The organism is Vibrio aerogenes (assembly GCF_024346755.1).
In the GTDB taxonomy this organism is placed as follows: Bacteria; Pseudomonadota; Gammaproteobacteria; order Enterobacterales; family Vibrionaceae; genus Vibrio; species Vibrio aerogenes.
This window is the reverse complement of record NZ_AP024861.1, coordinates 3216580-3239225: the sequence shown is the minus strand read 5'-3', so window position 1 is coordinate 3239225 and position 22646 is coordinate 3216580. Positions and strand designations below refer to the sequence as shown.

The following is a 22646-nucleotide window of genomic DNA, read 5'->3' as shown; positions in this document are numbered from 1 at the left end:
TCTCACTCCCCATGATGTCATTTTACATAATCATTACTTTAGTCTTTTTTTATTAGTTTGATCACAATCTTATTCTGATTAAACACGCTCTAAGTTTTACCGAGGTATATGGTTGAAAATGCCGGAAAATAACATTACTCATCTGAATCCGCTTGTGTTCCCTTTATCCGGAATGAGGTTGATAGAGGCATCGGCCGGTACAGGGAAGACATACACAATTACCGGATTGTATTTACGTCTGTTGCTGGGCCATGGCGATAAAATGTCAGCCCACCCGCAGGCTTTGTCTGTCGGGCAAATTCTGGTGGTCACATTTACAGAGGCTGCAACCGCTGAGTTACGCGGACGAATTCGTGAACGGATTCATCAGGCCCGTCTGGCCTTTACCCGTGGAGAAAGTGAGGATCCGTTTCTTTGCTCACTGCTGGAAGAGACGGCAGATCACGGCCGGGCTGCACAGGTTTTGCTGCAAGCAGAGCGGGATATGGATATGGCCGCTATTTATACCATTCATGGTTTTTGTCAGCGAATGCTGGTTCAGAATGCGTTTGAATCAGGAAGCCGTTTTCAGCATGAATTTATTACAGATGAAAGTCGTTTAAAAGTGATGGCAGTGGCTGATTTCTGGCGTTGTAATTTCTATGGTTTGTCTTTGACACTGGCAGAACAGGTCCGCCAGCTTTGGCCGACGCCTTCTCATCTTTTGGATGACATTGGCTTATATTTATCCGGCAGCGAACCACACTTATCCGTATCGTTTCCTGTGACAGACCTTGAGTCTCTCCATCAGCAAAATCTGTCCCGCATTGAAACATTAAAGCAGCAGTGGCGGCAGAGTTGTCATGAATTTCAGGGCTTAATTGCCGACTCAGGTGTGAATAAACGCAGTTATACCAAAAAATCCCTGCCTGCGTGGATTGAGCAGGTTTCTGCCTGGGCAGCAAAAGAAACCAACAGCTATGACATTCCCGATAAGCTGGAACGCTTTTCCCGTCAGGTGCTTGTTGAAAAAACACCGAAGGGGGAACCACCCAGCCATCCGGTATTTGATGCCATTGAGGATTTTCTGGCACAACCCGTTTCATTGAAGGCGCCCTTGCTGGCTCATGCGATAAAAGAGTGTCGCCGAATTCTGGCCCGGACCAAACAGGAGAAACAATGGTTATCTTTTGATGACCTGCTTGCTTATCTTTCCGTTGCATTAAAAAATGATCATCAACAGCTGTTAGCACAGCGGATCCGGGGTTTATATCCGGTCGCGATGATTGATGAGTTTCAGGATACCGACCCACTGCAATATCATATTTTCAGTCAGATTTATTCGGGTGAAACTGACACCGGGCTGTTGATGATCGGTGACCCGAAACAGGCGATTTATGCCTTTCGGGGGGCGGACATTTTCACTTACATGAAGGCACGGAGACAGGTCTCTTCTCACTTCACTCTGGCAACGAACTGGCGTTCTGGTTATGACATGGTGATGGCGGTGAACCAGTTGTTTCTTTCAGCTTCCCGGGCATTTATTTATGAAAATGATATTCCTTTCATTCCGGTTTCTGCGGCGCCGGGTGCCAAAGAGCGTTATTGGGAGCTGGAGAATGAACAACAGCCGGCAATGACCTGGTGGTGGCCGGATCATCAGGAAAGTTACCTGATGAAGCAGGAATACATGCAACAGATGACCGGTGCGACAGTGGCGCAGATTCAGACGATTTTACAGGCGTCTGATGCGGGGCGCTGCCATTTGATATCCGGTCAAAAGAAACAGCCGGTGCAGGCCGGAGATATTGCTGTGCTGGTTCGTACCGGACATGAAGGACATATGATCAAATCCGCACTGGCAAAACAGGGAATCGCCAGTGTTTATTTATCCAACCGGGACAGTGTTTTTACCGGTGGCGTTGCCCGGGACATTCTGCGCTTGCTGCAGGCAGTGCTTGCTCCGGAAAATGAGCGATTGTTAAAGGCTGCACTGGCTTCAGCATTTTTCATGCTGGAAATTTTTGAACTCGATCAGCTCAATACTGACGAGTTGCTGTGGGAGCAGGTCATTCGTGAGTTTAAAGCGTATCGTCAGATTTGGTCCGATAAAGGGATTCAGCCGATGCTGCGCACTGTGCTTTATCAGCGGCAGTTAGCCGAAAGATGGCTCCGGCATTCTGACGGCGAAAGGATGCTGACGGATTACATGCATATCAGTGAGCTGTTGCAGCAGGCTGCCTCAGAAACAGATAGTGCTCACGGTTTGGCCCGCTGGCTGACACAATCTATCGAAGATTCATTACAGGGGTTGTCGCATCAGGATGAATATATTCAGCGTCTCGAATCAGAGAAAAACCTGGTCAGAATCATCACGATTCATAAATCCAAAGGGCTTGAGTTTGATTTGGTGTTCCTGCCGTTTGCCATGAATTTTCGTGAGGCTGCAGAAGCGAAATATCATGATGATGAACAAGACAAAGTGATATTAGATTTATTCCGTTCGGATCTTGCAATGTCTCAGGCGGAAAAGGAACGTCTGGCGGAAGATCTGCGATTACTTTATGTTGCTTTGACCCGGGCCGTTTATGGGTGCTTTATCGGAGTGGCAGCCGTCGCCGGACGTTCGAAGAAGGGAGACAGTCTCGCTCACCTTTGTGCGATGGGTTATCTGCTTCAACAGGGGCAGCCGGGGGATGCGGCATTACTGAAACAGGGTATTGAAAAAGTCCTCGGCTCATCTTCTGGTGTGTTATGTGCGCCACCAGAGCCCGGAGAAACGCCACTGACGTTGCAGACAAACGATCATGATGACCTATGTGTGAAAACCCTCAATCATGTGATTGAGCGGTACTGGCGCATGACCAGCTATTCGAATCTGGTGAAGCAGTCCGGCCATCAGACTTTTCTGGATGCACCACTGGAGCCAAAGGGGTTTGATATCGACTCTGCCGGAGAGTCAGACGAAATGCTATGGACAGATGAAGAGAAGAATATTTTCACCTTTCCCAAAGGTGCAGCACCGGGGACTTTCCTGCATAGCCTGTTTGAAGAAACGGAGTTTACGCAACCGCCGGACAGTGAAGAGAACATCCGGATCATCTCCGCGCTGATGGAAACGTCATCAGTAGATTCTGCATGGTTACCCACTTTGTTAAACATGATGCATCAGGTACTGACGACGCCGCTGGATGGCAAATCATTGCGGCTTGCAGAGATCGATAAGCGTAAGCGACTGGCTGAGATGGAGTTTTTACTTCCGGTCGAAGTCTTGCAGGCCGCGGGTCTGAACCGGCTGATCCGGCAAAAGGATCCCTTGTCAGCACAGGCAGCAATGCTTGGGTTTGCCAAAGTCGAAGGTATGCTGAAAGGCTTTATTGATTTGGTATTCGAATATCGGGGTCAATATTACATTCTGGACTGGAAATCGAATCACCTTGGTTATCATATTGAAGATTACAGTCAGTCAAGACTTCAGGCTGCGATGATTGAGCATCGTTACGATTTGCAATATCAGCTTTATACACTGGCATTACACCGGTTTTTATCTGCGCGCATTCCCGGATATCGTTACAAAAAGCATTTTGGTGGTGTCTATTATATTTTCTTACGGGGTGTGGCCGGGCGTGCCGAATATGGTGTTTTTTCTCATCGTCCTGAAGAAGCACTGATTCTGGCACTGGATCGCCTGGTTGCCGGCCAGTCAGAGACAGACAACAACCCGGAAAGTGGTCAAATGGAGATGGATTTGTGACAGATTCTCTTGCGGATATCCTGAGTTACTTTAGCGAGAAGCAGTTGATTCGACAACTGGATTACCAGTTTGCGATGTTCATTGCCAGACAATGCAGCCAGGATCAGTCTGAGGTTGCCTGGCTATGTGCTGTCGTGAGTTTTGAGCTTGGGCATGGTCATATCTGTATCCCCATTTATGACACTGAGGGGCGGCTCAATGATACATGGTTATATTTTGGTCTGAGTACTGATGAATCACTCCGTTTCAGATCACATGTGGAATCGGTTGACTGGCCTGGTGTGATTCGGCGATGTCCCTTCATTGGTTCATCTGAAGACAATTGTCCGCTGGTCTTTGACGGTCAGCGGCTTTATTTACACCGCTACTGGTATTATGAGGCAAAGCTGGCTGAACGCCTGCGGCAGTTATCTGCACCCGTCCACCTCGATACTGAAGATATCGAATTATTAACAGCTCAGTTACAGCAGTTATTCAGCCGGAATTATCGGGCAATGTGGCATCAGTTATCCGGGAGTGAATCGCAGGAACAACTGCAGCAGCGTCTTTGCGATTTACTTGATATCACTTCTCCTGATACACCGGACTGGGCAGTTATTCACCAGCGGGTCAGACAGGCGGCTCATCCTGATGATCTGACCATGCTGGATGAACTGATTCCCGACCGTGTGTGTCTGAACTGGCAAAAAACAGCAGCGGCAACCGCACTGACCCGTCAGTTTACGGTCATTTCCGGGGGACCGGGAACCGGAAAAACAACAACCGTGACCCGATTACTTGCAGCGTTAGTTGTTCAGGCTCAGGCACATCAGATTGCACCTTTAATCAGATTGGTCGCCCCCACAGGTAAAGCTGCAGCCCGCCTGACAGAATCAATCGGACAGGCCATTGAGAAACTACCGGTATCACCGGAAATCAAAGCCTTGCTTCCGGTTCAGGCCAGTACTTTGCACCGGTTACTGGGCGTGAGACCGGGCAGTGCGGAGTTTTTACACCACGAACAAAATTTACTGCATGTCGATATTTTGGTGGTGGATGAGGCTTCTATGGTTGATTTACCCATGATGTATAAACTATTAATGGCGTTGCCGTTACATACCCGGGTGATTTTATTAGGCGATAAAGATCAATTGGCTTCTGTTGAAGCCGGGGCGGTGTTGGGAGATATCTGTTCATTTCAGTCCTGTGGCTTTTCCCGTGAACAAACCCGTTTACTTGAGCGATTAACCGGGAATTCTTTACCGGTTCCCGTCCGGGAGCAGATCCCTGATATTGCAAATGGTTTATGTACACTGAAGAAAAGTTATCGCTTTCATGCTGATTCAGGTATCGGATTTCTGGCCGCTTTAGTGAATTCCGGAGAATACCGGCCTTTTCATGAGATTGATGATATGGGCTATTCCGATATTGAAGTCAGGACGCTGGATGGGGGGCATTATAATCATATGCTGAATACGCTGGTGGAAGCGTATAGTCGTTATTTGTCTGAACTTCACAGCGCTTTGGCTGAAGAACATCTGACAGCAGAACACACCGCAAAACGGGTCCTTACTCTGTTTAATCAGTGCCGTTTGCTTTGTGCGCTCAGAGAAGGAGACTTTGGCGTTTCAGGGCTGAATCAGAAAATCGAAAGTCTGTTGCAACGGCGGGGAATGATTCAGAAAGATCAGGAAGTCTGGTACAACGGCAGGCCGGTGATGGTGACTAAAAACGATCACACTCTGGGGATTTATAATGGCGATATCGGAATTTGTCTGCTTACCATGGAGTCAGGCAGGGAAGTGTTTAAAATTTATTTTGAACAGTTTGATGGCAATGTGAAGGGCGTGATTCCCAGCCGGTTGCCGGAGCATGAGACGGCGTATGCAATGACGATTCATAAATCGCAGGGAAGTGAATTTGACTTTACACTGATGGTTTTACCACCGGAGTTTAATCCTGTTCTGAGCAGGGAACTGATATATACCGGCATTACCCGGGCAAAAAACAAACTCAATATTTATGCGGATCCAGTTGTCTTCAGGCGCGCAATCCGGACCAGAACTCAAAGGTTAAGCGGGCTTGTCGCTCAACTGACCGGGGCTGAATAGACGGTATGGCGGGATTTGGTTAAGAAAAAGCTTTTGTAAATGTAATTTCATGAATTTTATAGCGTTCTTTCGAACCCAGAATAAATCCTTTGATGCGTTCATCTACCGGAAATACACAATGAACATTTAACCCTTCCAGAAAATGGTTATCTCCCATGTCCCAGAAGCTCTGTAGTGAATTACAAATGATGGTTCTCATACGCTATATGCTCTTAATTACACTTTTTGTATAAATAATTCGGACGCATAGTTTATTTATTGCGATTAAAGTGAGGTATGCGTCACAAAAGTCAATATAAATATGTCTCATTGTCGGGAATTTTACACAATCTCCATTATGAATCAAAGTGTTTAATCATCAGGATCCATCTTTGTTGGAGATTGAGTGCGTTCATCTCAAATTTCTGCGAAGTGGTATTGATGACTCAGTCAGATGTCAGAAAGAGAGTCAGGAAGCGGACTTCACAGGATGAAAAGTCCGCGATGTTTTTACAGGCTCAGACAAAGAATTTTAGAGCGGCGCTGGTAGTTGTACAGATTCTGTTTGGTGATTGGCAGTGATTCAACACCAGTTTCGACAAAGCCCTGTTCCCTGAACCAGTGAACACTGTGGGTCGTCAGGACAAATATTTGCTGGATTCCCATACTTTTTGCCTGATTCTTGATGTGCTTCAGGAGCATTAATCCCCTGTTTCCATCTCTGTATTCTGAGTGAATCGCGACACAGGCCATTTCGCCCATCCGCTCTTCCGGATAGGGATAAAGTGCAGCGCAACCAATGATGAGCCCATCTTTTTCTATAATGGTAAATTGATGAATTTCCTGTTCCAGTTGTTCACGGGAGCGGCGGACCAGAATTCCTTTCTCTTCCAGCGGCTGAATAAGATCGAATATACCGCCAATGTCGTCAATATGCGCTTCCCGGACCTGCTCTGAACTTGCCATGACCAACTGTGTGCCGATACCATCGATGGAGAACAGCTCCTGAATCAGCGCACCATCTTCTTTATAGCTCACCAGATGACTTCGGGGAATACCGGCTCTGCAGGCTGCTATCGCTGCCCGCAAGAAGCGGAACCGGCCACGGTTTGTATGTTCTGGTTCTTCCGTCTCTTGTTCGACTCGTTGTAGCATCGCTTCTACATCCGCCGGGAACAGCTCAGCAATTGAGTTGCCTTCTTCATCAAAAATACCTTGTTCGGAGCAGAACCCAATCAGTTTTTCTGCTTTTAAACGGATGGCCACTTCCGTGGCGACTTCTTCTGATAACAGATTGAAGCACTCTCCGGTCACTGAGCTGGCAATGGGGCCAAGTAAGACAATGGAATTCTGATTTAATGCCTGATTGATGCCTTCGATATTGATACGGCGGACTTTACCACTGTGGCAGTAGTCGATTCCGTCATCAACTCCCAGCGGTTGTGCAATCACAAAATTTCCGCTGATAACGCTGAGCTGATTACCGGCCATTGGTGTGTTGTTCAGACTCAATGACAGCCGGCCGGTGATTGCCAGCTGAAGTTGTCCGGCAGCCTGAACAACATATGGAAGTGCCAATTCATCAGTAATCCGGATACCTTTATGGTAAGGCGTATTGCAGTTGTGAGCATCCAGTAACTGATTCATCTGTGGCCGGGCACCATAGACCAGTACGATTTTTACTCCCAGACTATGGAGTAAAGCTATATCACTGATGATATTGGCAAAATTTTTATCAGCAATAGCTTCTCCACCAATCATAATGACCATTATTTTGCCTCTGTGGGCGTTGACATAAGGGACAGACTGGCGGAATCCTTTAACGAGTGCAGTACTTCTGATTTTCACAGTTCAGGCATCTCCTTGTTTAATTATGCTGAAATGATGACTTTTTATTCATTCTCAGGCAAGTGTTTTATTGCTTTGTTTTTGTGATTCTGATTTTTTCAGCTTATATTCATCCCCTGAGTATATGATGTCGTTTTACCATATTGATTTTTTATGACATTCAGGTGATAAACTCTGCTCTGAAATTGTGCCCTGCATTGTCAGACTGTTGGGTCTCTGTTTAATTGGATATCGATGATGAGGAATACAGGTGAATTTATATAAGCTTTTGGCTCTGCTCTTTAGTGCCTTTCTTTTGGGAGGATGTGTCAATCCTACAGACAGAGCCCAACAATATGCTGATGGTGTGTTACCTGAGATATTAAACAAAACAGATCATATCCGCTCAAATTCACCAAGAGATTTTAGTGAATTTAATCGCCAGAGTGCTTTGGTGGCAGAAAAATCTCCATCCTTGTCTAAAATTTATCAGCCACTTTATGTGCAGCTTCGTGAGTGGGCAGAAAAAAGTGGTGACCCTCAGGCACTCAGTCAATACGGTATTCAGAGTGCACAGCTAGGCGGCGCTGATCAGCGGGGGAATGTTTTGTTCACCGGGTATTTTTCGCCGGTTGTTGAACTCAGGCATACCGCCAACCGACGGTTTCGTTTCCCGGTTTATCAGAAACCGGATTGTACAGATGATTGTCCGACCAGAGCGGAAATATACGCCGGTGCACTAGAAGGTCAGGGACTTGAACTTGGATATGCCGCTAACCGGATTGATCCGTTTATTATGGAAGTTCAGGGAAGTGGGTTTGTTCATTTCGGGGATGATGACTCTCTGGAATATTTCGCCTACGCCGGCAAAAATAAAAAAGCTTATGTCAGTATTGGCAAAGTGCTGATTGACCGAAAAGAGATCCCAAAGGAAAAAATGTCACTCAAAGCGATTAAGCAATGGGTGATGACTCATCCGGAAAACGAGGTCAGGGAATTACTGGAGCAGAATCCTTCGTATGTCTTTTTTGCCCCCAAAGCCGCAGCGCCCGTGACCGGAACTGCCGGAATTCCTTTAATTCCGATGGCATCGGTTGCTGGCGATAAACGCATATTTCCAATGGGAACCCCGATTCTGGCTGAAGTACCTCTGCTGAATGCAGATGGAAGCTGGAGTGGTACGCATGAGTTAAAATTACTTATCGTGCTCGATACCGGCGGGGCGGTCAAAGATAATCATCTGGATTTATATCATGGCATGGGGGCACGTGCCGGTACTGCCGCAGGGCACTACCGTCATTTTGGCCGGGTGTGGAAACTCGGACTCATTGGCACAGCAACTCAGGCCCCCTGGGCTTTACCACCAGAAAAAACTGAGTGATAATTTTTGTTCGTTCCGCGGCTGATGGCCGCTGGACTTTTGACAAAGGAGTGCGTATAAATCGCACTCTTTCTTTATCTTTTCCGGCTATTGTTTTCGTCCGGTTATCACATTTGGGTGCTTTTTATGCGAGAGTTAACTTCCCCGGCTTCAGAAGCTTATCAGCAGCGTTTTGGCGGTACCCGCCGGCTTTATGGGCATGATGAAGTTGAGATCCTCAGAGCGGCGCATGTGTGCGTTATTGGCATAGGCGGTGTGGGTTCATGGGGGGCAGAAGCACTGGCCCGGACGGGAATTGGTGCGTTGACGCTGATTGATATGGATGATGTCTGTGTGACGAATGTGAATCGTCAGATTCATGCGATGGCTAATACGGTGGGTCAGAGTAAAATCGAAGTCATGGCAGAGAGAATCCGGCAGATCAATCCTGAATGCCAGGTGAATTTGATCGATGATTTTATTACACCGGATAATCTTCAGCAGTATATCACGCACGAATTTGATTATGTGCTGGATGCGATTGACAGCCTGAAAGCGAAAGCCGCATTGCTGGCTTACTGCCGCAGACAAAAAATCAAAGTGATTACCACAGGTGGCGCTGGCGGACAGACGGATCCGACGCAGATTAAGATCGCGGATCTGACAAAAACAATTCAGGATCCGTTAGCGAAAAAGCTTAAAGATCGTTTAAGACGGGAATTTAATTTTCCCAGAAATCCTGCCCGGAAATTTGGTATTGAGTGCGTATTTTCAACGGAACAGCTGAAATATCCACAGCCAGATGGCTCGGTTTGTGCGGCAAAATCAACCGCAGAAGGGCCGAAAAGAATGGATTGTGCCAGCGGTTTTGGTGCAGCGATGATGGTCACTGCCAGCTTTGGTCTGATTGCTGCTGCCCGGCTGATAGAAAAACTGATTCAAAAACATCAATCATAGAAAGTGCTTTCAGAGATGCAAATTGTGACAACAGCTCCGTTTGGTGAGCAAATGACAGCTGATGATATTCTGCAAGTGATGCAGGATCTTCATGGCTGGGAAGAGAAGTACCGGCAATTACTACAGTGGGGAAAACAGCTTCCAGCGATGCCTGAATCCCTGAAATCTGATGAGATTATGGTCTCCGGGTGTGAAAGCCGGGTGTGGCTGTTGGCGCAACAGCGTGAAGGGCTGTGGTTTTTTGCCGCTGATTCAGATGCCAGAATAATCCGGGGACTGATTGGTGTCATTATGGCGGCCTGTCAGGGTAAAACCAGTGCTGAAATTAATGCATTCGATATGGCACACTATTTTCAGCAACTGAATTTACTGTCGCATCTGAGCCCGACCCGAGGCAATGGGATTCGGGCCATTGTCAGTCAGATTAAAGCGTTAACTCAGACACAGACAGAATCACTGATCTGACGCTTCATCCCATTTGCCCATCTGGTGATAATTCAGGTTAGGCGCCGTGACCATGGGTTCGGCAATTTTCCATGCGTGCGCTTTTCCTGAGAAATAAATTACAATTTCCATCGCAAATTCAAGTGCTGTTCCTGGGCCCTGGCTGGTGATGAGCTTGTGATTCTTATCGTAAGTAACCCGCTTTTCCCGCCATTGTGCGTGTGGAATGGTATCTTTGAAGGACGGATGACAAGTCATGATCGCTTTCGGGTAAAGCTGATGATGTTGCAGAACCAGCGCCGGAGCTGCGCAAATGGCGGCAACAAGCCTGCCGTCATACTGTTGTTGTTTCAGCATTTCGATCAGTACTGTGCTGTCTTTGAATATTTCTGAACCTTCCAGTCCACCGGGAAGGATGATGGCATCAAATTCTTCATCTGCGATATCAACCAGCAGACAGTCCGCGGTCAGTGTCACCCCACGGGATGCTTTGAAGGTCAGTCTGCCGCTAAAATCGGCACTTGCAACCGTCACGTCATAACCGGCTCTGATCATAATATCGATGATCGTCACAGCTTCCATTTCTTCTGAACCCGGTGCTACCGGCACCAGAATTTTTTTATTCATCTTTTTTGTCCTTTCTCTTCCATTTGCTTTATCTGTTGGCAGAGCTTTTCATTTTCCGGAACCGCAATCTGGTGTTTTCCGGCAATCTTCAGTAAGTATCCTGTAATGTAGTCAATTTCGGTGGTTCTGTGGCTGAGAATATCCTGATACATAGAAGAGTGGTTTTCCCGGGTGTTTTCTATCACCTGAAAGACGAGTTTGTTTAACGCACCGGGATGTGTCTTGATCCCTTCTGCATTCATCACCTGGCTGATTTCGGTGATAAGAGCCGAAATTTGCTGACTGAACTGATATGAAGCCAGCTGGCCATTTGCACACTGATGGATTGCTGTCAGTGGGTTAATCACGCAGTTAACCGCCAGTTTTTTCCATTGAGCCTGTTCAATATTGTCATGCCAGCAGACCGGGGCGAAAGCATGATTCAGGACGTCAGTCATGAACTGACATTGTTGCCCGGATGGGGTTGCCGCTCCCAGCCAGGTTTCGCCTGCTCCCGTGTGACAGACCCGCACCGGACAGACGCTTGATTCATCTCTCAATGCGCCATGACTTGTTGTGGCGATCAGGCATGGATGATGGTTAATATAAGAGCTGAGCTCCTCTGTTACTCCCATGCCATTATGCATGAACAACAGCATGGTTTCTGGCTGAAGATACGGTCTGACAGATTCAAGTGCAGATGAGACCTGCCACGATTTAACGGTAATCACAACCAGATCGGCCTGACTGATATCTGCATGCGTTTGATTAGAGAAATCGATGGCTGGATGATCATCCAGCTGAATGGAGTAAAGGCTGGCTGACCGGCGGCTCCATACTGAAACCCGGTGTCCGGCTTGCCTTAGTTTGACGGCCCAGAGAGAACCAACGGCCCCCGGCCCCAGAATTACAATATTCATAGCAATAAGGGTTCATGTTTGAATCAGCTTCTCTCATCAGAAAAAACTGATGACTGGAATAAGAAACCTGAATTCAGGCTGAATTTTGCCTCTCCTGTCTGGCTTTCAGCAGCAAGCGTGAAAAATAATGGCGGAGTGAGTAAAGCATCAGCAGGCTGGGCAGGACCATGATGGCTGTCAGTATAAAGAAAAGGGTCCAGTTATCGAGATAATCGGCCAGTGCACCGCTGAAAGATGCCAGCACGGTTCGTCCTGCATTTCCCAATGAGGCCAGTAAAGCATATTGCGTTGCTGAAAATGCCTGCCCTGTCATCAGAGTCAGAAAGGAAACAAATGCGACGGTTGAGAAGGCTGTTGTAAAATTATCGACAATAACCGTGGCTAAAAACAGATGCTCATCTGGGCCTGTCTCTGCTATCCAGGAGAACATCAGGTTGCTGGCTGCCATCGCAGTCCCGCCGATCATCAACCCTTTTACAATACCAAACCGGACATTGACGACACTGCCCAGAAAAGTAAACAGCATGGTGGCCCCCCATCCGATCAGTTTGGAATAATAACCAATCTGCTCATTGGAGAATCCGATTTCTTTGTAAAATGGAATCGACATGCGCCCGAGAAAGGCTTCCCCGACTTTAAACAGAAAAACGAACAGCAATAAAGTGAGTGCAACAGAGATGCCATTTCTCCGGAAAAAATCAATAAAAGGTTCGAGTACGGTGACAGACAGCCAGGTTAACACGGCTGAGTGTGTGTAATGTTCATGTCGCTTTTCAGCTTTTTGTTGCAATAAATCCCGGTGTGTTTCAGGTTCTCTGACCAGCAGTGTGAAAGCGATTAACAGCAGAACAATCACCGCCATTCCGTAGTAAATATTTCCCCAGCCATATTCGTTTGCATAAGTGAACGCTAAAAAGCCTGGTAATGAATAACCGGTCCACCAGCCAATCACTGCCATGGCTGATGCCTGAGGGAGTTTGGACTCTTCTGATTTATTAAATGAATCAATCCTGAACGCATCAATCGCAATATCCTGAGTGGCTGATGCCGTCGCAATCATCAATGCGATCAGAGATGTAAACATCAGATGACTGGCTGGGTTCACAGAGGCAATGAGAAGAGTTCCAGTCAAAATAATGAGCTGGCAGGAAAGAATCCAGCTTCTTCTTTGGCCAAGCCATTTTCCCAAAACAGGCAGGTGAACCCGATCGACAAGAGGGGCCCAAAGAAAGTTGATTGTGTAAACGGTAAAAATGCTGCCAAAATAACCAATAGCGGAACGGGTCAGGCCCTCATCTTTGAGCCAGCCTGACATATTCGAACCAATTAATACCCACGGAAAGCCACTTGAGCAACCCAGCATCAGTACCCAGGCAAGTCGCCGGTCCATGTAGCTTCGTAATGTTTCTTTCCATGAGATAGCAGTATTTGACAACATGCCTGTCAGCCTAGTTTGCCACTTTCTGCGGCTCTGGTGTGCTTTTCTCTTTCAGCAGAGTCACTTTGGTAATGACAATAGGTTTTACCGGTACATTCTGCATATGACCTGTCGTTTTGGTTTTCTGCTTCCCAATGGCCTGAATAGCAGAAAAACCAGAGGTCACCCGCCCAAAAACGGCATAACCGGGAGGACGTTCGCCATAATCAAGAAAAGGGTTGTCGACAAGATTGATATAAAACTGTCTGGTCGCTGAATCAGGGTTTTGAGTTCTGGCCATTGCGATAGTCGCAGTTAAATTTTTCAGGCCATTACTGGCTTCATTTTTGATTGGCGCATAAGATTTCAAACGATTCATCTGGCTGTTAAAACCGCCACCCTGAACCATAAATCCCGGAATGACCCGGTGAAATATGCTTCCGACATAACTGCCGTCTTCAACATAGCGCAGAAAATTTTCGACTGTGACAGGCGCCTTTTCAGCATCAAGTTCCAGCGTAAAATTTCCCTGGGTCGTTTCAAATACAACTTCAGGTGCCGACATCACGCTGTAACTTGTCAGACACAGGAGAAAAAACAGATGTTTCAGCATTTAAAAGTGCTCCTGCATATAAGCTTTAAGCTCATCATCATCCGCAACTTTCTTCAGTACCAGACTGACGACATCGTTAAAGACCATTTCTATATCATCATTTGAAGCACTGAATGGTGAAGTTTTCTTCGCTGTACCGCGATAAGTTTTTACAATTTTGCCGGTTGGTGTTTCTGCGGTCAGCTCGAGGATAACACTGGCATTCATTTCACTTTCCATAATGGAATGTTTCACAGAAACAAGCGCTTCCTGAATCTCAGCTGTTACTGTATTTTCACTGTTCACACTCATGTTAAAGCCTTGAGATGCAAACTGTTTGGAAAGTGCATTCTCAATCGTAATACGTACGTTCTGGTGAGAATGAACCGGATCAATGTTCGCGTGTCCGCTGTCAACAAGTGCGACATATTGTGCTGTTCTGACGTCTTTACTCATCATCGTGAAGGATTTGCCTTCAACAATACGGCTTTGACTCAGAGTCAGCTGTGGGGAAAAGTCAATTTGCTGTTGTTGTGGTGCTGAACAGGCTGAAAGCAAAGCAATAGATGCTGCAATAACCAGTTTTTTCATGATCGATTCCTTTTCAAGATGTATCACATAAGTCGATGTGCTTATTTGTGTGCAAATCGGTTCTAAACAGCCTTTAAAGCGCTGTATATAAATGACTCAGCTACATGATTGTAGCTCTCTTTCATCTATTCTGATTGCAAAAGTTGCACGTCACTCAGATGAAGTTAACCTTTAGTTGCCTGTAAGATAACAAATTTTTTGTTAGCCGCGACAGTTTTTACGCTAGTTTTTCCAAATATTCTTGTCAGTTTTCCATCGTAGCCGAGGTGACGGTTGCCGATCACTAATAATTGTCCTCCTTTATTCAGAACATGCTTTGCATCACAGAACATCTGCCAGGCGATGTGATCTGTGATTGCCGTTTGCTGGTGGAATGGAGGGTTACACAAAACTAAGTCAGCAGAGTTTCCTTTGAATTCATCAAGACAGTTATTTGCAATACAACGAATGTTTTCGCAATCAGAAAAATGGTGTTGTAAATTTTGTCTTGCGGATTCGACCGCCATAAAGCTTTCATCAATACAGGTTATTGCAGCCTGTGGATTCAGTTGCCTGGCTTTGACAGCAAGGACGCCATTACCACATCCAAGATCGATAATATGTTTAAATTTAGGGTCTTGTGGTAAGTGCGTCAGGAAAAAGCGAGCCCCCAAATCTAACTTTTCACCTGAATAGACATTAGGCAGATTGATTAAATGAATGGATTCACCTTCCACCGGCCATGTGAGTTCTTGTGTCTGATCGGGGTGATGTGTAGAAACATCCGGTGCTGAGAAGATCAGACGATGTTTTTTCCATGCAAGTGATGTGGTTGTATGGCCCAGATATTTCTCAAATAACCTTAGGGTGGATGTATGGATTTCCCTGGCTTTATTTACTGCAATTACCTGGCAGTCAGGTGACAGATTCTGGCGAATTTGTATCAATTGCCATATCAGGTGGCGGTTGATTTTCGGCAGTTTCAGCAGCACGAAATCTATGTGTTGAGGTAGGCTATCCATCGTCGTTAATAAGCGAACAGAAGGACAGTCATTTTCTTCTAGATTACGCCGGATTCCCTGATGAGAAAGGAAAGAATCACTCATCGTTGTCACTTGATGATGTTGCGAAAACCAGCAGGACAGAGCACCAAAGTGATCATTCAGAATGAGTATCTTTTGGTCTGGGAGGAGCGACATTTCCTCTTCTGTATAACGAATAATATATTCATCACCTGCATCCCAAGCTTGCAAACTGTCATTTGAACGATATGGATAGCGAGATAATTTTAATGTTCGATCAGAAAATTGTAGTTCGTTTTTCATTGGGTTGCATATGTATTTATCAATTAAATATCCGATTATTGTCTCAAATGCTGCATAAACTAGGAACCTAAACCTTTCTTGATTGACTGATGAATAGTAATATATACAGCTGTAAGTGTTTCACCGGATATAAGTATTATAATTAAGCAGATTCATTCTCCGGGAAACCAGAAGAGGAAGTTAAATGATTCAAGATGTGATCGAAGCCAAGTTAACAGAAGCGTTTCGTCCAGACTATTTACAAGTGCTCAACGAAAGTTATATGCATAACGTTCCCAAAGGCTCAGAGAGCCACTTTAAAGTGGTCATAGCCAGTAAGTTTTTCGAAGGTAAACGTTTGATCGAACAGCATCGGGCTGTGAATCAGGTGTTAGCCGAAGAACTGGAGGAGTGTGTGCATGCGTTATCAATTCATACATATACGCCAGAGCAATGGAGTCAGCAACAAGAGGCTCCCGATAGTCCGATGTGTTTCGGTGGTCGACTGAAAGATTAACTGGTAAGTATCCCATCATATTAGCTTGTGAGCTAAAGCATATTTTTTAGTCAAGTAGATCTTTTTGAAAAATAAGATTGAGCAGATAATTAAGTGCATATAATTGCAGATAATACCAACGACTGCATTGAAGTTTTTGTCTGTCTTGGCGTCATGCGTTTTGAATGCATGATCGTTAATTTTATGCATAGTGTTATAAGGTTAAACGGTGTTACACTTTTTCGCCTGTGTATAGGTAACCTTATTACTAAAGTGGTTATTTTTGTAAAGTGACAATCATGGTTCCGGTGATAAAACGGAAACCGTTGGTGAAATGTCGTGTCAGATTGATTGGACTCAGATTGATAAAGTTCAGGTCTGGGTTAAGCTGAAAATACAGTCAAAAGAATCTTTTTCCCGATAAAATAGTGCAAGTGCGTATGATTACAATAAAAAAAGGGTTGGACCTTCCTATTGCAGGAACGCCTTCCCAGGTGATAAATGATGGCAAAGCCATCAGCAAAGTCGCCTTGCTTGGCGAAGAGTACGTCGGCATGCGTCCAACAATGCATGTTCGCGTAGGTGATGAAGTAAAGAAAGCTCAGGTCCTTTTTGAAGATAAGAAGAACCCGGGAGTGAAATTTACTTCTCCGGTGAGCGGTAAAGTTATCGAAGTCAACCGTGGTGCAAAGCGTGTGCTTCAATCTGTTGTGATTGAGGTTTCAGGCGATGGACAGGTGACATTCGATAAATTTGAAGCCTCTCAACTGGGTAGTCTGAGTCGAGACCAGATCAAAACACAGCTGGTTGATTCCGGATTATGGACTGCGTTACGTACCCGGCCATTTAGCAAGGTTCCTGCTATTGATTCTACAACCAAAGCAATTTTTGTAACTGCTATAGATACGAATCCTTTGGCTGCAGATCCTCAATTAGTTATCAATGAACAGGCTGATGCTTTCATTGCTGGTTTAGATGTGTTATCTGGACTGACAGAAAGCAAAGTTTATGTATGTAAACATGGAAAGAGTTTACCTCGATCCTCTCAGTCTAATGTTGAAGAACATGTGTTTGAAGGCCCTCATCCCGCTGGGCTTGCCGGAACTCATATGCATCATTTATATCCGGTAAATGCTGAGCGTGTCGCCTGGTCTGTAAATTATCAGGATGTGATTGCCATTGGTCATCTGTTTTTGACTGGTGAGCTTTACACTGATCGTGTGGTGTCTCTTGCCGGTCCTGTTGTGAATCAGCCTCGTCTGGTCAGAACTGTTATTGGTGCGAGTCTGGATGACCTGACTAATAACGAGTTAATGCCAGGTGAAGTCAGAGTCATTTCCGGTTCTGTGTTAACAGGCACGAAAGCTTCTGGGCCTCATGCTTACCTCGGTCGCTATCACCTTCAGGTTTCTGTGCTTCGTGAAGGTCGTGATAAAGAATTTTTGGGCTGGGCAATGCCTGGAAAACGAAAGTTCTCAGTGACACGTTCTTTCCTTGGGCATCTGTTCAAAGGACAGCTTTTCAACATGACTACCTCGACGAATGGTAGTGACAGAGCCATGGTTCCGATTGGAAATTACGAGAAAGTAATGCCGCTCGATATTGAGCCAACGTTACTGCTTCGTGATATCTGTGCAGGTGATCTTGAAAGTGCTCAGCGTCTGGGCATTTTAGAGCTTGATGAAGAAGATCTTGCATTGTGTACCTTTGTATGTCCGGGCAAATACGAATATGGTCAACTCCTTCGTGAATGCCTCGATACGATTGAGAAGGAAGGGTAATCTCCATGGGTCTTAAAAAATATCTTGAAGACATAGAGCCTCACTTTGAAGCGGGTGGTAAATACGAAAAGTGGTTTCCGTTGTATGAAGCGGCAGCGACAGTCTTTTATACGCCAGGAACCGTCACAAAAAGAAGCTCTCATGTCCGTGACAGCGTTGATTTAAAGCGGATCATGATTATGGTTTGGCTTGCTGTATTCCCTGCAATGTTCTGGGGGATGTACAATGCAGGCGGGCAAGCCATTGCTGCGCTAAACCATATATATGAGGGCGCTGATTTTACAAATGCAATCCATGCAAACTGGCATTACTGGTTGGTGGATGCATTAGGCGGATCTATGACCGGAGATGCCGGATGGGGAAGTAAAATGCTCCTGGGGGCGACATACTTCCTGCCAATCTATCTGGTTGTGTTTCTGGTCGGTGGCTTCTGGGAAGTCCTGTTCTGCATGGTGCGCAAACATGAAGTCAACGAAGGCTTTTTTGTTACATCCATTTTGTTTGCATTGATTGTCCCGCCAACATTACCGCTTTGGCAGGCTGCTCTGGGAATTACTTTCGGGGTTGTCGTTGCTAAAGAAATCTTTGGTGGTACCGGCAGAAACTTCCTGAACCCTGCTTTAGCGGGGCGCGCCTTCCTGTTCTTTGCTTATCCTGCGCAAATTTCAGGTGATGTTGTCTGGACTGCTGCTGATGGTTTTTCTGGTGCAACAGCCCTGAGTCAGTGGGCTCAGGGTGGAAGTCATGCACTCATCAATAATGTGACTGGTGAAGCGATCAGCTGGGCGGATGCATTTATCGGTAATATTCCCGGTTCTATGGGAGAAGTATCGACATTAGCTCTTGCTATTGGCGCTGCCTTTATTGTTTACATGGGAATTGCATCCTGGCGTATCATTGCGGGTGTGATGATCGGCATGATTGCGCTGTCGACTTTATTCAATGTCATTGGTTCTGATACCAACCCTATGTTTAGTATGCCATGGCACTGGCACCTTGTTTTGGGTGGCTTCGCTTTTGGTATGTTCTTTATGGCAACAGATCCTGTCTCTGCTTCTTTCACGAATAAAGGGAAGTGGGCTTATGGGATATTGATTGGTGTCATGTGTGTCTTAATTCGGGTGGTGAATCCTGCTTATCCAGAAGGGATGATGCTGGCGATCTTATTCTCGAATTTATTTGCACCATTGTTTGACCACATTGTTGTTGAAAAGAACATCAAACGGAGATTAGCGCGTTATGGCAAGCAATAACGATAGCATTAAAAAAACGCTGTTTGTTGTTATCGCATTGAGTTTAGTGTGCTCAATTATCGTTTCAGCAGCAGCAGTTGGACTGCGCAGTAAGCAGCAGGCCAATGCAGCATTAGATAAACAGGAAAAAATTCTGGAAGTCTCCGGAGTAGACCTGTCGTCCGGAAGTGTGTCTGAACTTTACAGCGCTTTCATTGAACCTAAACTGGTTATTTTTAAGACTGGTGAGCTGACTGATAAAACAGCAGATGGTGTTACAGCGGCTGAGTATGATCAGAGAAGCGCTGCGAAAGAAAAGAATCAATCGGTTAAATTAACGCCAGCTCAGGATGTTGCTAAAATTGGCAGACGGGCTGACTATGGTCTTGTCTATCTGGTGAAACAGAATGGCAAAGTGACTCGTCTGATTTTACCGATTCATGGTAATGGTCTCTGGTCCATGATGTATGCCTTCGTTGCTGTTGAAACGGATGGTAATACTGTTGACGGGATTGTTTATTATGAACAGGGAGAAACTCCTGGATTGGGTGGAGAAGTCGAAAACCCGAACTGGCGTGCTCTCTTTGTGGGTAAAAAGCTATTCGATGAAAGTCATCATCCTGCCATCAAAATTGTTAAAGGTGGTGCTCCGGCTGGTTCCGAGCATGGTGTTGATGGTCTGTCAGGCGCAACACTAACCAGTAACGGTGTGCAACACCAGTTTGATTTCTGGTTAGGTGATATGGGCTTTGGGCCGTTTCTGGCGAAAGTCCGTGATGGGGGACTGAACTAATGTCTAGTACTGTAAAAAATCTGAAAAACAGCTTAGTTGCACCCGTATTGGATAATAACCCGATTGCATTGCAGGTTTTAGGGGTTTGTTCGGCGCTGGCCGTGACGACCAAGCTTGAAACTGCTTTTGTCATGACATTAGCTGTGACATTTGTGACGGCATTATCCAATTTCTTTGTTTCTCTGATTCGTAACCACATCCCTAACAGTGTTCGTATTATTGTCCAGATGGCCATTATTGCTTCACTGGTTATTTTGGTGGACCAGATCCTGAAAGCTTATCTTTATGATATTTCGAAGCAGCTTTCAGTCTTTGTCGGGTTGATCATTACGAACTGTATCGTGATGGGACGGGCAGAAGCATTTGCGATGAAAGAACCGCCATTACCCTCATTTATTGATGGGATAGCCAATGGTCTTGGATATGGCTTTGTTCTGATTACAGTTGGTTTCTTCCGTGAACTGTTCGGTTCTGGCAAGATTTTTGGCCTGGAAGTTCTGCCATTAGTGAACAATGGTGGATGGTATCAGCCTAATGGCTTGATGTTACTGGCCCCGTCAGCGTTTTTCCTGATCGGTTTCATGATTTGGGTGATCCGTGTGTTCAAACCCGAACAAGTTGAGCCAGAGGAGTAATTGAATCATGGAACATTATATTAGCTTGCTGGTTAAGTCTGTTTTCCTTGAAAACATGGCGCTCTCTTTCTTCCTGGGAATGTGTACGTTCCTTGCGGTTTCAAAGAAAGTGAAAACAGCATTCGGTCTTGGTATTGCTGTCACGGTTGTTCTGACGATCTCAGTTCCGGTGAATAACCTGGTTTTTAATCTGGTGCTGAAAGAGAATGCTCTGATTCAGGGGATTGATTTAACTTTCCTCAGCTTTATTACCTTTATCGGGGTTATTGCCGCTTTGGTACAGATCCTCGAAATGGTTTTGGATCGTTTTTTCCCGCCTTTGTATAACGCTTTGGGGATCTTCCTGCCTTTGATCACAGTTAACTGTGCGATCTTTGGTGGTGTATCCTTTATGGTTCAGCGTGATTATAACTTTACCGAATCTGTTGTGTATGGTTTTGGTTCTGGTGTCGGCTGGATGCTGGCTATTGTAGCGCTTGCAGGTATCCGGGAAAAAATGAAGTATGCTGATGTGCCACCGGGATTAAGAGGTCTGGGTATCACATTTATCACGGTCGGTTTAATGGCGTTAGGCTTTATGTCTTTCTCTGGTGTTCAACTGTAAGTCGGGTAAACCGCAGCAATTAAGGAATAAAGTCTATGGACATAATTCTTGGTGTAGTGATGTTTACTCTGATCGTACTGGTATTAGTTTTAGTAATTTTGTTTGCTAAATCTAAGCTTGTACCAACAGGTGACATTACAATTTCAATCAATGGTGATCCGGAAAAAGCGATTGTAACGAACCCCGGTGGTAAGTTACTTGGTGCGCTGGCTGGATCGGGTATTTTCGTATCTTCCGCCTGTGGTGGTGGTGGTTCTTGTGGCCAGTGTAAGGTTAGAGTGAAATCTGGTGGTGGTGATATTCTGCCAACAGAACTCAGCCATATCTCTAAAGGTGAAGCACGTGAGGGCGAGCGTCTGGCTTGTCAGGTTGCGGTGAAAACCGACATGGATATTGAGCTGCCGGAAGAAATATTTGGTGTGAAAAAGTGGGAATGTACGGTTGTTTCCAATGATAACAAGGCGACTTTCATCAAAGAGCTGAAGCTGCAGATTCCTGATGGTGAGTCCGTACCGTTCCGGGCAGGTGGTTATATACAGATAGAGGCACCTGCGCATCACGTTAAATATTCAGAGTATGATGTACCTGAAGAGTATCGCCCTGACTGGGATAAATTTAATTTATTCCGTTATGAGTCGAAAGTCGATGAAGATATCATTCGTGCATACTCAATGGCGAACTATCCGGAAGAAGAAGGCATTATTATGCTGAACGTGCGTATTGCTACGCCGCCGCCTAATAATCCTGATGCGCCTCCGGGACAGATGTCTTCTTATATCTGGTCGCTTAAGCCAGGGGATAAATGTACTATTTCTGGCCCATTTGGTGAATTTTTTGCCAAAGATACTGATACTGAAATGGTCTTTATCGGTGGTGGTGCTGGTATGGCGCCAATGCGTTCTCACATTTTCGATCAGCTAAAACGTCTGAAATCGAAAAGAAAAATCTCTTACTGGTATGGTGCCCGTTCGAAGCGTGAAATGTTCTATGTTGAAGATTTTGACATGTTACAGGCTGAGAATGAGAACTTTGTCTGGCATTGTGCATTGTCAGATCCATTGCCGGAAGATAACTGGGATGGCTACACCGGATTTATTCATAATGTGCTTTATGAAAATTATCTCAAGGATCATGAAGCGCCGGAAGATTGTGAATATTATATGTGTGGTCCACCGATGATGAACGCATCTGTTATCAGTATGCTAAAAGATCTCGGTGTTGAGGATGAGAATATCCTCCTTGATGACTTCGGTGGTTAATTAATGATATCACTGAATAATGGCTGGCTTGATGTCAGCCATTATTT

20 protein-coding genes are annotated in these 22646 nt (G+C 45.6%); 12 read left to right on the top strand and 8 right to left on the bottom strand.

Going from position 1 to position 22646, the window contains the following annotated elements; all coding sequences use genetic code 11:
* Window positions 1-118 precede the first annotated feature (118 nt).
* Both recB and recD read left to right on the top strand, forming a co-directional pair.
* Window positions 119-3733, top strand: coding sequence for an exodeoxyribonuclease V subunit beta (recB, locus tag OCV29_RS14350; RefSeq protein WP_073602544.1), 3615 nt, complete (start codon window positions 119-121; stop codon window positions 3731-3733).
* Complete coding sequence (gene recD, locus OCV29_RS14345; protein WP_073602543.1) at window positions 3730-5823, top strand: exodeoxyribonuclease V subunit alpha; 2094 nt, start codon at window positions 3730-3732, stop codon at window positions 5821-5823. The genes recB and recD overlap by 4 nt, the downstream gene beginning before the upstream one ends.
* A 19-nt stretch (window positions 5824-5842) precedes the next feature.
* On the opposite strand, the gene OCV29_RS14340 is transcribed toward recD, so the two are convergent.
* Window positions 5843-6022, bottom strand: coding sequence for a hypothetical protein (locus tag OCV29_RS14340; RefSeq protein WP_073602542.1), 180 nt, complete (start codon window positions 6020-6022; stop codon window positions 5843-5845).
* A 290-nt stretch (window positions 6023-6312) separates the two neighbouring features.
* The gene (argA, locus tag OCV29_RS14335; protein ID WP_073602541.1) at window positions 6313-7650 is read right to left on the bottom strand and encodes an amino-acid N-acetyltransferase; all 1338 of its coding nucleotides are present in this window, start codon (window positions 7648-7650) and stop codon (window positions 6313-6315) included.
* A gap of 250 nt (window positions 7651-7900) precedes the next feature.
* Between argA and mltA the strand changes: the two genes are divergently transcribed.
* From mltA to OCV29_RS14320, 3 genes are all read left to right on the top strand, one after another.
* Complete coding sequence (gene mltA / locus OCV29_RS14330; RefSeq protein ID WP_073602540.1) at window positions 7901-9010, top strand: murein transglycosylase A; 1110 nt, start codon at window positions 7901-7903, stop codon at window positions 9008-9010.
* A gap of 126 nt (window positions 9011-9136) precedes the next feature.
* Complete coding sequence (gene tcdA, locus OCV29_RS14325; RefSeq protein ID WP_073602539.1) at window positions 9137-9946, top strand: tRNA cyclic N6-threonylcarbamoyladenosine(37) synthase TcdA; 810 nt, start codon at window positions 9137-9139, stop codon at window positions 9944-9946.
* A 15-nt stretch (window positions 9947-9961) separates the two neighbouring features.
* Window positions 9962-10411, top strand: coding sequence for a SufE family protein (locus OCV29_RS14320; protein WP_073602538.1), 450 nt, complete (start codon window positions 9962-9964; stop codon window positions 10409-10411).
* Here OCV29_RS14320 and OCV29_RS14315 read toward each other — a convergent pair.
* From OCV29_RS14315 to OCV29_RS14290, 6 genes are all read right to left on the bottom strand, one after another.
* Window positions 10400-11017, bottom strand: coding sequence for a DJ-1 family glyoxalase III (locus OCV29_RS14315; RefSeq protein WP_073602537.1), 618 nt, complete (start codon window positions 11015-11017; stop codon window positions 10400-10402). The genes OCV29_RS14320 and OCV29_RS14315 overlap by 12 nt on opposite strands.
* Window positions 11014-11916, bottom strand: a complete 903-nt coding sequence (gene panE, locus OCV29_RS14310) for a 2-dehydropantoate 2-reductase (RefSeq protein WP_073602536.1) — start codon at window positions 11914-11916, stop codon at window positions 11014-11016. Before panE ends, OCV29_RS14315 begins: the two co-directional genes overlap by 4 nt.
* Window positions 11917-11989: 73 nt before the next feature.
* A complete protein-coding gene (locus OCV29_RS14305) occupies window positions 11990-13354 on the bottom strand; it encodes an AmpG family muropeptide MFS transporter (protein WP_073602535.1) in 1365 nt (454 codons plus the stop codon).
* Window positions 13355-13364: 10 nt separating this feature from the next.
* Window positions 13365-13946, bottom strand: a complete 582-nt coding sequence (locus OCV29_RS14300) for a peptidylprolyl isomerase (RefSeq protein WP_073602534.1) — start codon at window positions 13944-13946, stop codon at window positions 13365-13367.
* Window positions 13947-14516: a YajG family lipoprotein gene (locus OCV29_RS14295; protein WP_073602533.1), complete on the bottom strand. Its 570-nt coding sequence runs from the start codon at window positions 14514-14516 to the stop codon at window positions 13947-13949.
* Between the two features lie 164 nt (window positions 14517-14680).
* Window positions 14681-15820, bottom strand: a complete 1140-nt coding sequence (locus OCV29_RS14290; RefSeq protein WP_073602532.1) for a methyltransferase — start codon at window positions 15818-15820, stop codon at window positions 14681-14683.
* A gap of 184 nt (window positions 15821-16004) precedes the next feature.
* Between OCV29_RS14290 and OCV29_RS14285 the strand changes: the two genes are divergently transcribed.
* From OCV29_RS14285 to nqrF, 7 genes are all read left to right on the top strand, one after another.
* The gene (locus OCV29_RS14285; protein WP_073602531.1) at window positions 16005-16316 is read left to right on the top strand and encodes a BolA family protein; all 312 of its coding nucleotides are present in this window, start codon (window positions 16005-16007) and stop codon (window positions 16314-16316) included.
* Between the two features lie 419 nt (window positions 16317-16735).
* Entirely contained in the window at window positions 16736-18076 is a 1341-nt protein-coding gene (locus OCV29_RS14280; protein WP_073602530.1) for a Na(+)-translocating NADH-quinone reductase subunit A, read from the top strand.
* A 5-nt stretch (window positions 18077-18081) separates the two neighbouring features.
* Window positions 18082-19329: an NADH:ubiquinone reductase (Na(+)-transporting) subunit B gene (locus tag OCV29_RS14275; RefSeq protein WP_073602529.1), complete on the top strand. Its 1248-nt coding sequence runs from the start codon at window positions 18082-18084 to the stop codon at window positions 19327-19329.
* Window positions 19316-20101, top strand: coding sequence for a Na(+)-translocating NADH-quinone reductase subunit C (locus tag OCV29_RS14270; RefSeq protein WP_073602528.1), 786 nt, complete (start codon window positions 19316-19318; stop codon window positions 20099-20101). The genes OCV29_RS14275 and OCV29_RS14270 overlap by 14 nt, the downstream gene beginning before the upstream one ends.
* Window positions 20101-20736 (top strand): NADH:ubiquinone reductase (Na(+)-transporting) subunit D, encoded by a 636-nt coding sequence (locus OCV29_RS14265; RefSeq protein WP_073602527.1) that lies wholly within the window; start codon window positions 20101-20103, stop codon window positions 20734-20736. The genes OCV29_RS14270 and OCV29_RS14265 overlap by 1 nt, the downstream gene beginning before the upstream one ends.
* Window positions 20737-20743: 7 nt before the next feature.
* On the top strand, window positions 20744-21340 hold the full coding sequence (gene nqrE, locus OCV29_RS14260; protein WP_073602526.1) for an NADH:ubiquinone reductase (Na(+)-transporting) subunit E: 597 nt from the start codon (window positions 20744-20746) through the stop codon (window positions 21338-21340).
* A 35-nt stretch (window positions 21341-21375) separates the two neighbouring features.
* On the top strand, window positions 21376-22599 hold the full coding sequence (nqrF, locus tag OCV29_RS14255) for an NADH:ubiquinone reductase (Na(+)-transporting) subunit F (RefSeq protein ID WP_073602525.1): 1224 nt from the start codon (window positions 21376-21378) through the stop codon (window positions 22597-22599).
* The last annotated feature ends 47 nt before the right edge of the window (window positions 22600-22646 follow it).

Excerpts from the sequence above, each read along its gene's own strand:
- recB (WP_073602544.1), top strand. The coding sequence starts at position 119 with ATGCCGGAAAATAACATTACTCATCTGAATCCGCTTGTGTTCCCTTTA.
- OCV29_RS14340 (WP_073602542.1), bottom strand. The coding sequence starts at position 6,022 with ATGAGAACCATCATTTGTAATTCACTACAGAGCTTCTGGGACATGGGA.
- tcdA (WP_073602539.1), top strand. The coding sequence starts at position 9,137 with ATGCGAGAGTTAACTTCCCCGGCTTCAGAAGCTTATCAGCAGCGTTTT.
- OCV29_RS14320 (WP_073602538.1), top strand. The coding sequence starts at position 9,962 with ATGCAAATTGTGACAACAGCTCCGTTTGGTGAGCAAATGACAGCTGAT.
- OCV29_RS14315 (WP_073602537.1), bottom strand. The coding sequence starts at position 11,017 with ATGAATAAAAAAATTCTGGTGCCGGTAGCACCGGGTTCAGAAGAAATG.
- panE (WP_073602536.1), bottom strand. The coding sequence starts at position 11,916 with ATGAATATTGTAATTCTGGGGCCGGGGGCCGTTGGTTCTCTCTGGGCC.
- OCV29_RS14305 (WP_073602535.1), bottom strand. The coding sequence starts at position 13,354 with ATGTTGTCAAATACTGCTATCTCATGGAAAGAAACATTACGAAGCTAC.
- OCV29_RS14300 (WP_073602534.1), bottom strand. The coding sequence starts at position 13,946 with ATGCTGAAACATCTGTTTTTTCTCCTGTGTCTGACAAGTTACAGCGTG.
- OCV29_RS14295 (WP_073602533.1), bottom strand. The coding sequence starts at position 14,516 with ATGAAAAAACTGGTTATTGCAGCATCTATTGCTTTGCTTTCAGCCTGT.
- OCV29_RS14290 (WP_073602532.1), bottom strand. The coding sequence starts at position 15,820 with ATGAAAAACGAACTACAATTTTCTGATCGAACATTAAAATTATCTCGC.
- OCV29_RS14285 (WP_073602531.1), top strand. The coding sequence starts at position 16,005 with ATGATTCAAGATGTGATCGAAGCCAAGTTAACAGAAGCGTTTCGTCCA.
- OCV29_RS14280 (WP_073602530.1), top strand. The coding sequence starts at position 16,736 with ATGATTACAATAAAAAAAGGGTTGGACCTTCCTATTGCAGGAACGCCT.
- OCV29_RS14275 (WP_073602529.1), top strand. The coding sequence starts at position 18,082 with ATGGGTCTTAAAAAATATCTTGAAGACATAGAGCCTCACTTTGAAGCG.
- OCV29_RS14270 (WP_073602528.1), top strand. The coding sequence starts at position 19,316 with ATGGCAAGCAATAACGATAGCATTAAAAAAACGCTGTTTGTTGTTATC.
- OCV29_RS14265 (WP_073602527.1), top strand. The coding sequence starts at position 20,101 with ATGTCTAGTACTGTAAAAAATCTGAAAAACAGCTTAGTTGCACCCGTA.
- nqrE (WP_073602526.1), top strand. The coding sequence starts at position 20,744 with ATGGAACATTATATTAGCTTGCTGGTTAAGTCTGTTTTCCTTGAAAAC.
- nqrF (WP_073602525.1), top strand. The coding sequence starts at position 21,376 with ATGGACATAATTCTTGGTGTAGTGATGTTTACTCTGATCGTACTGGTA.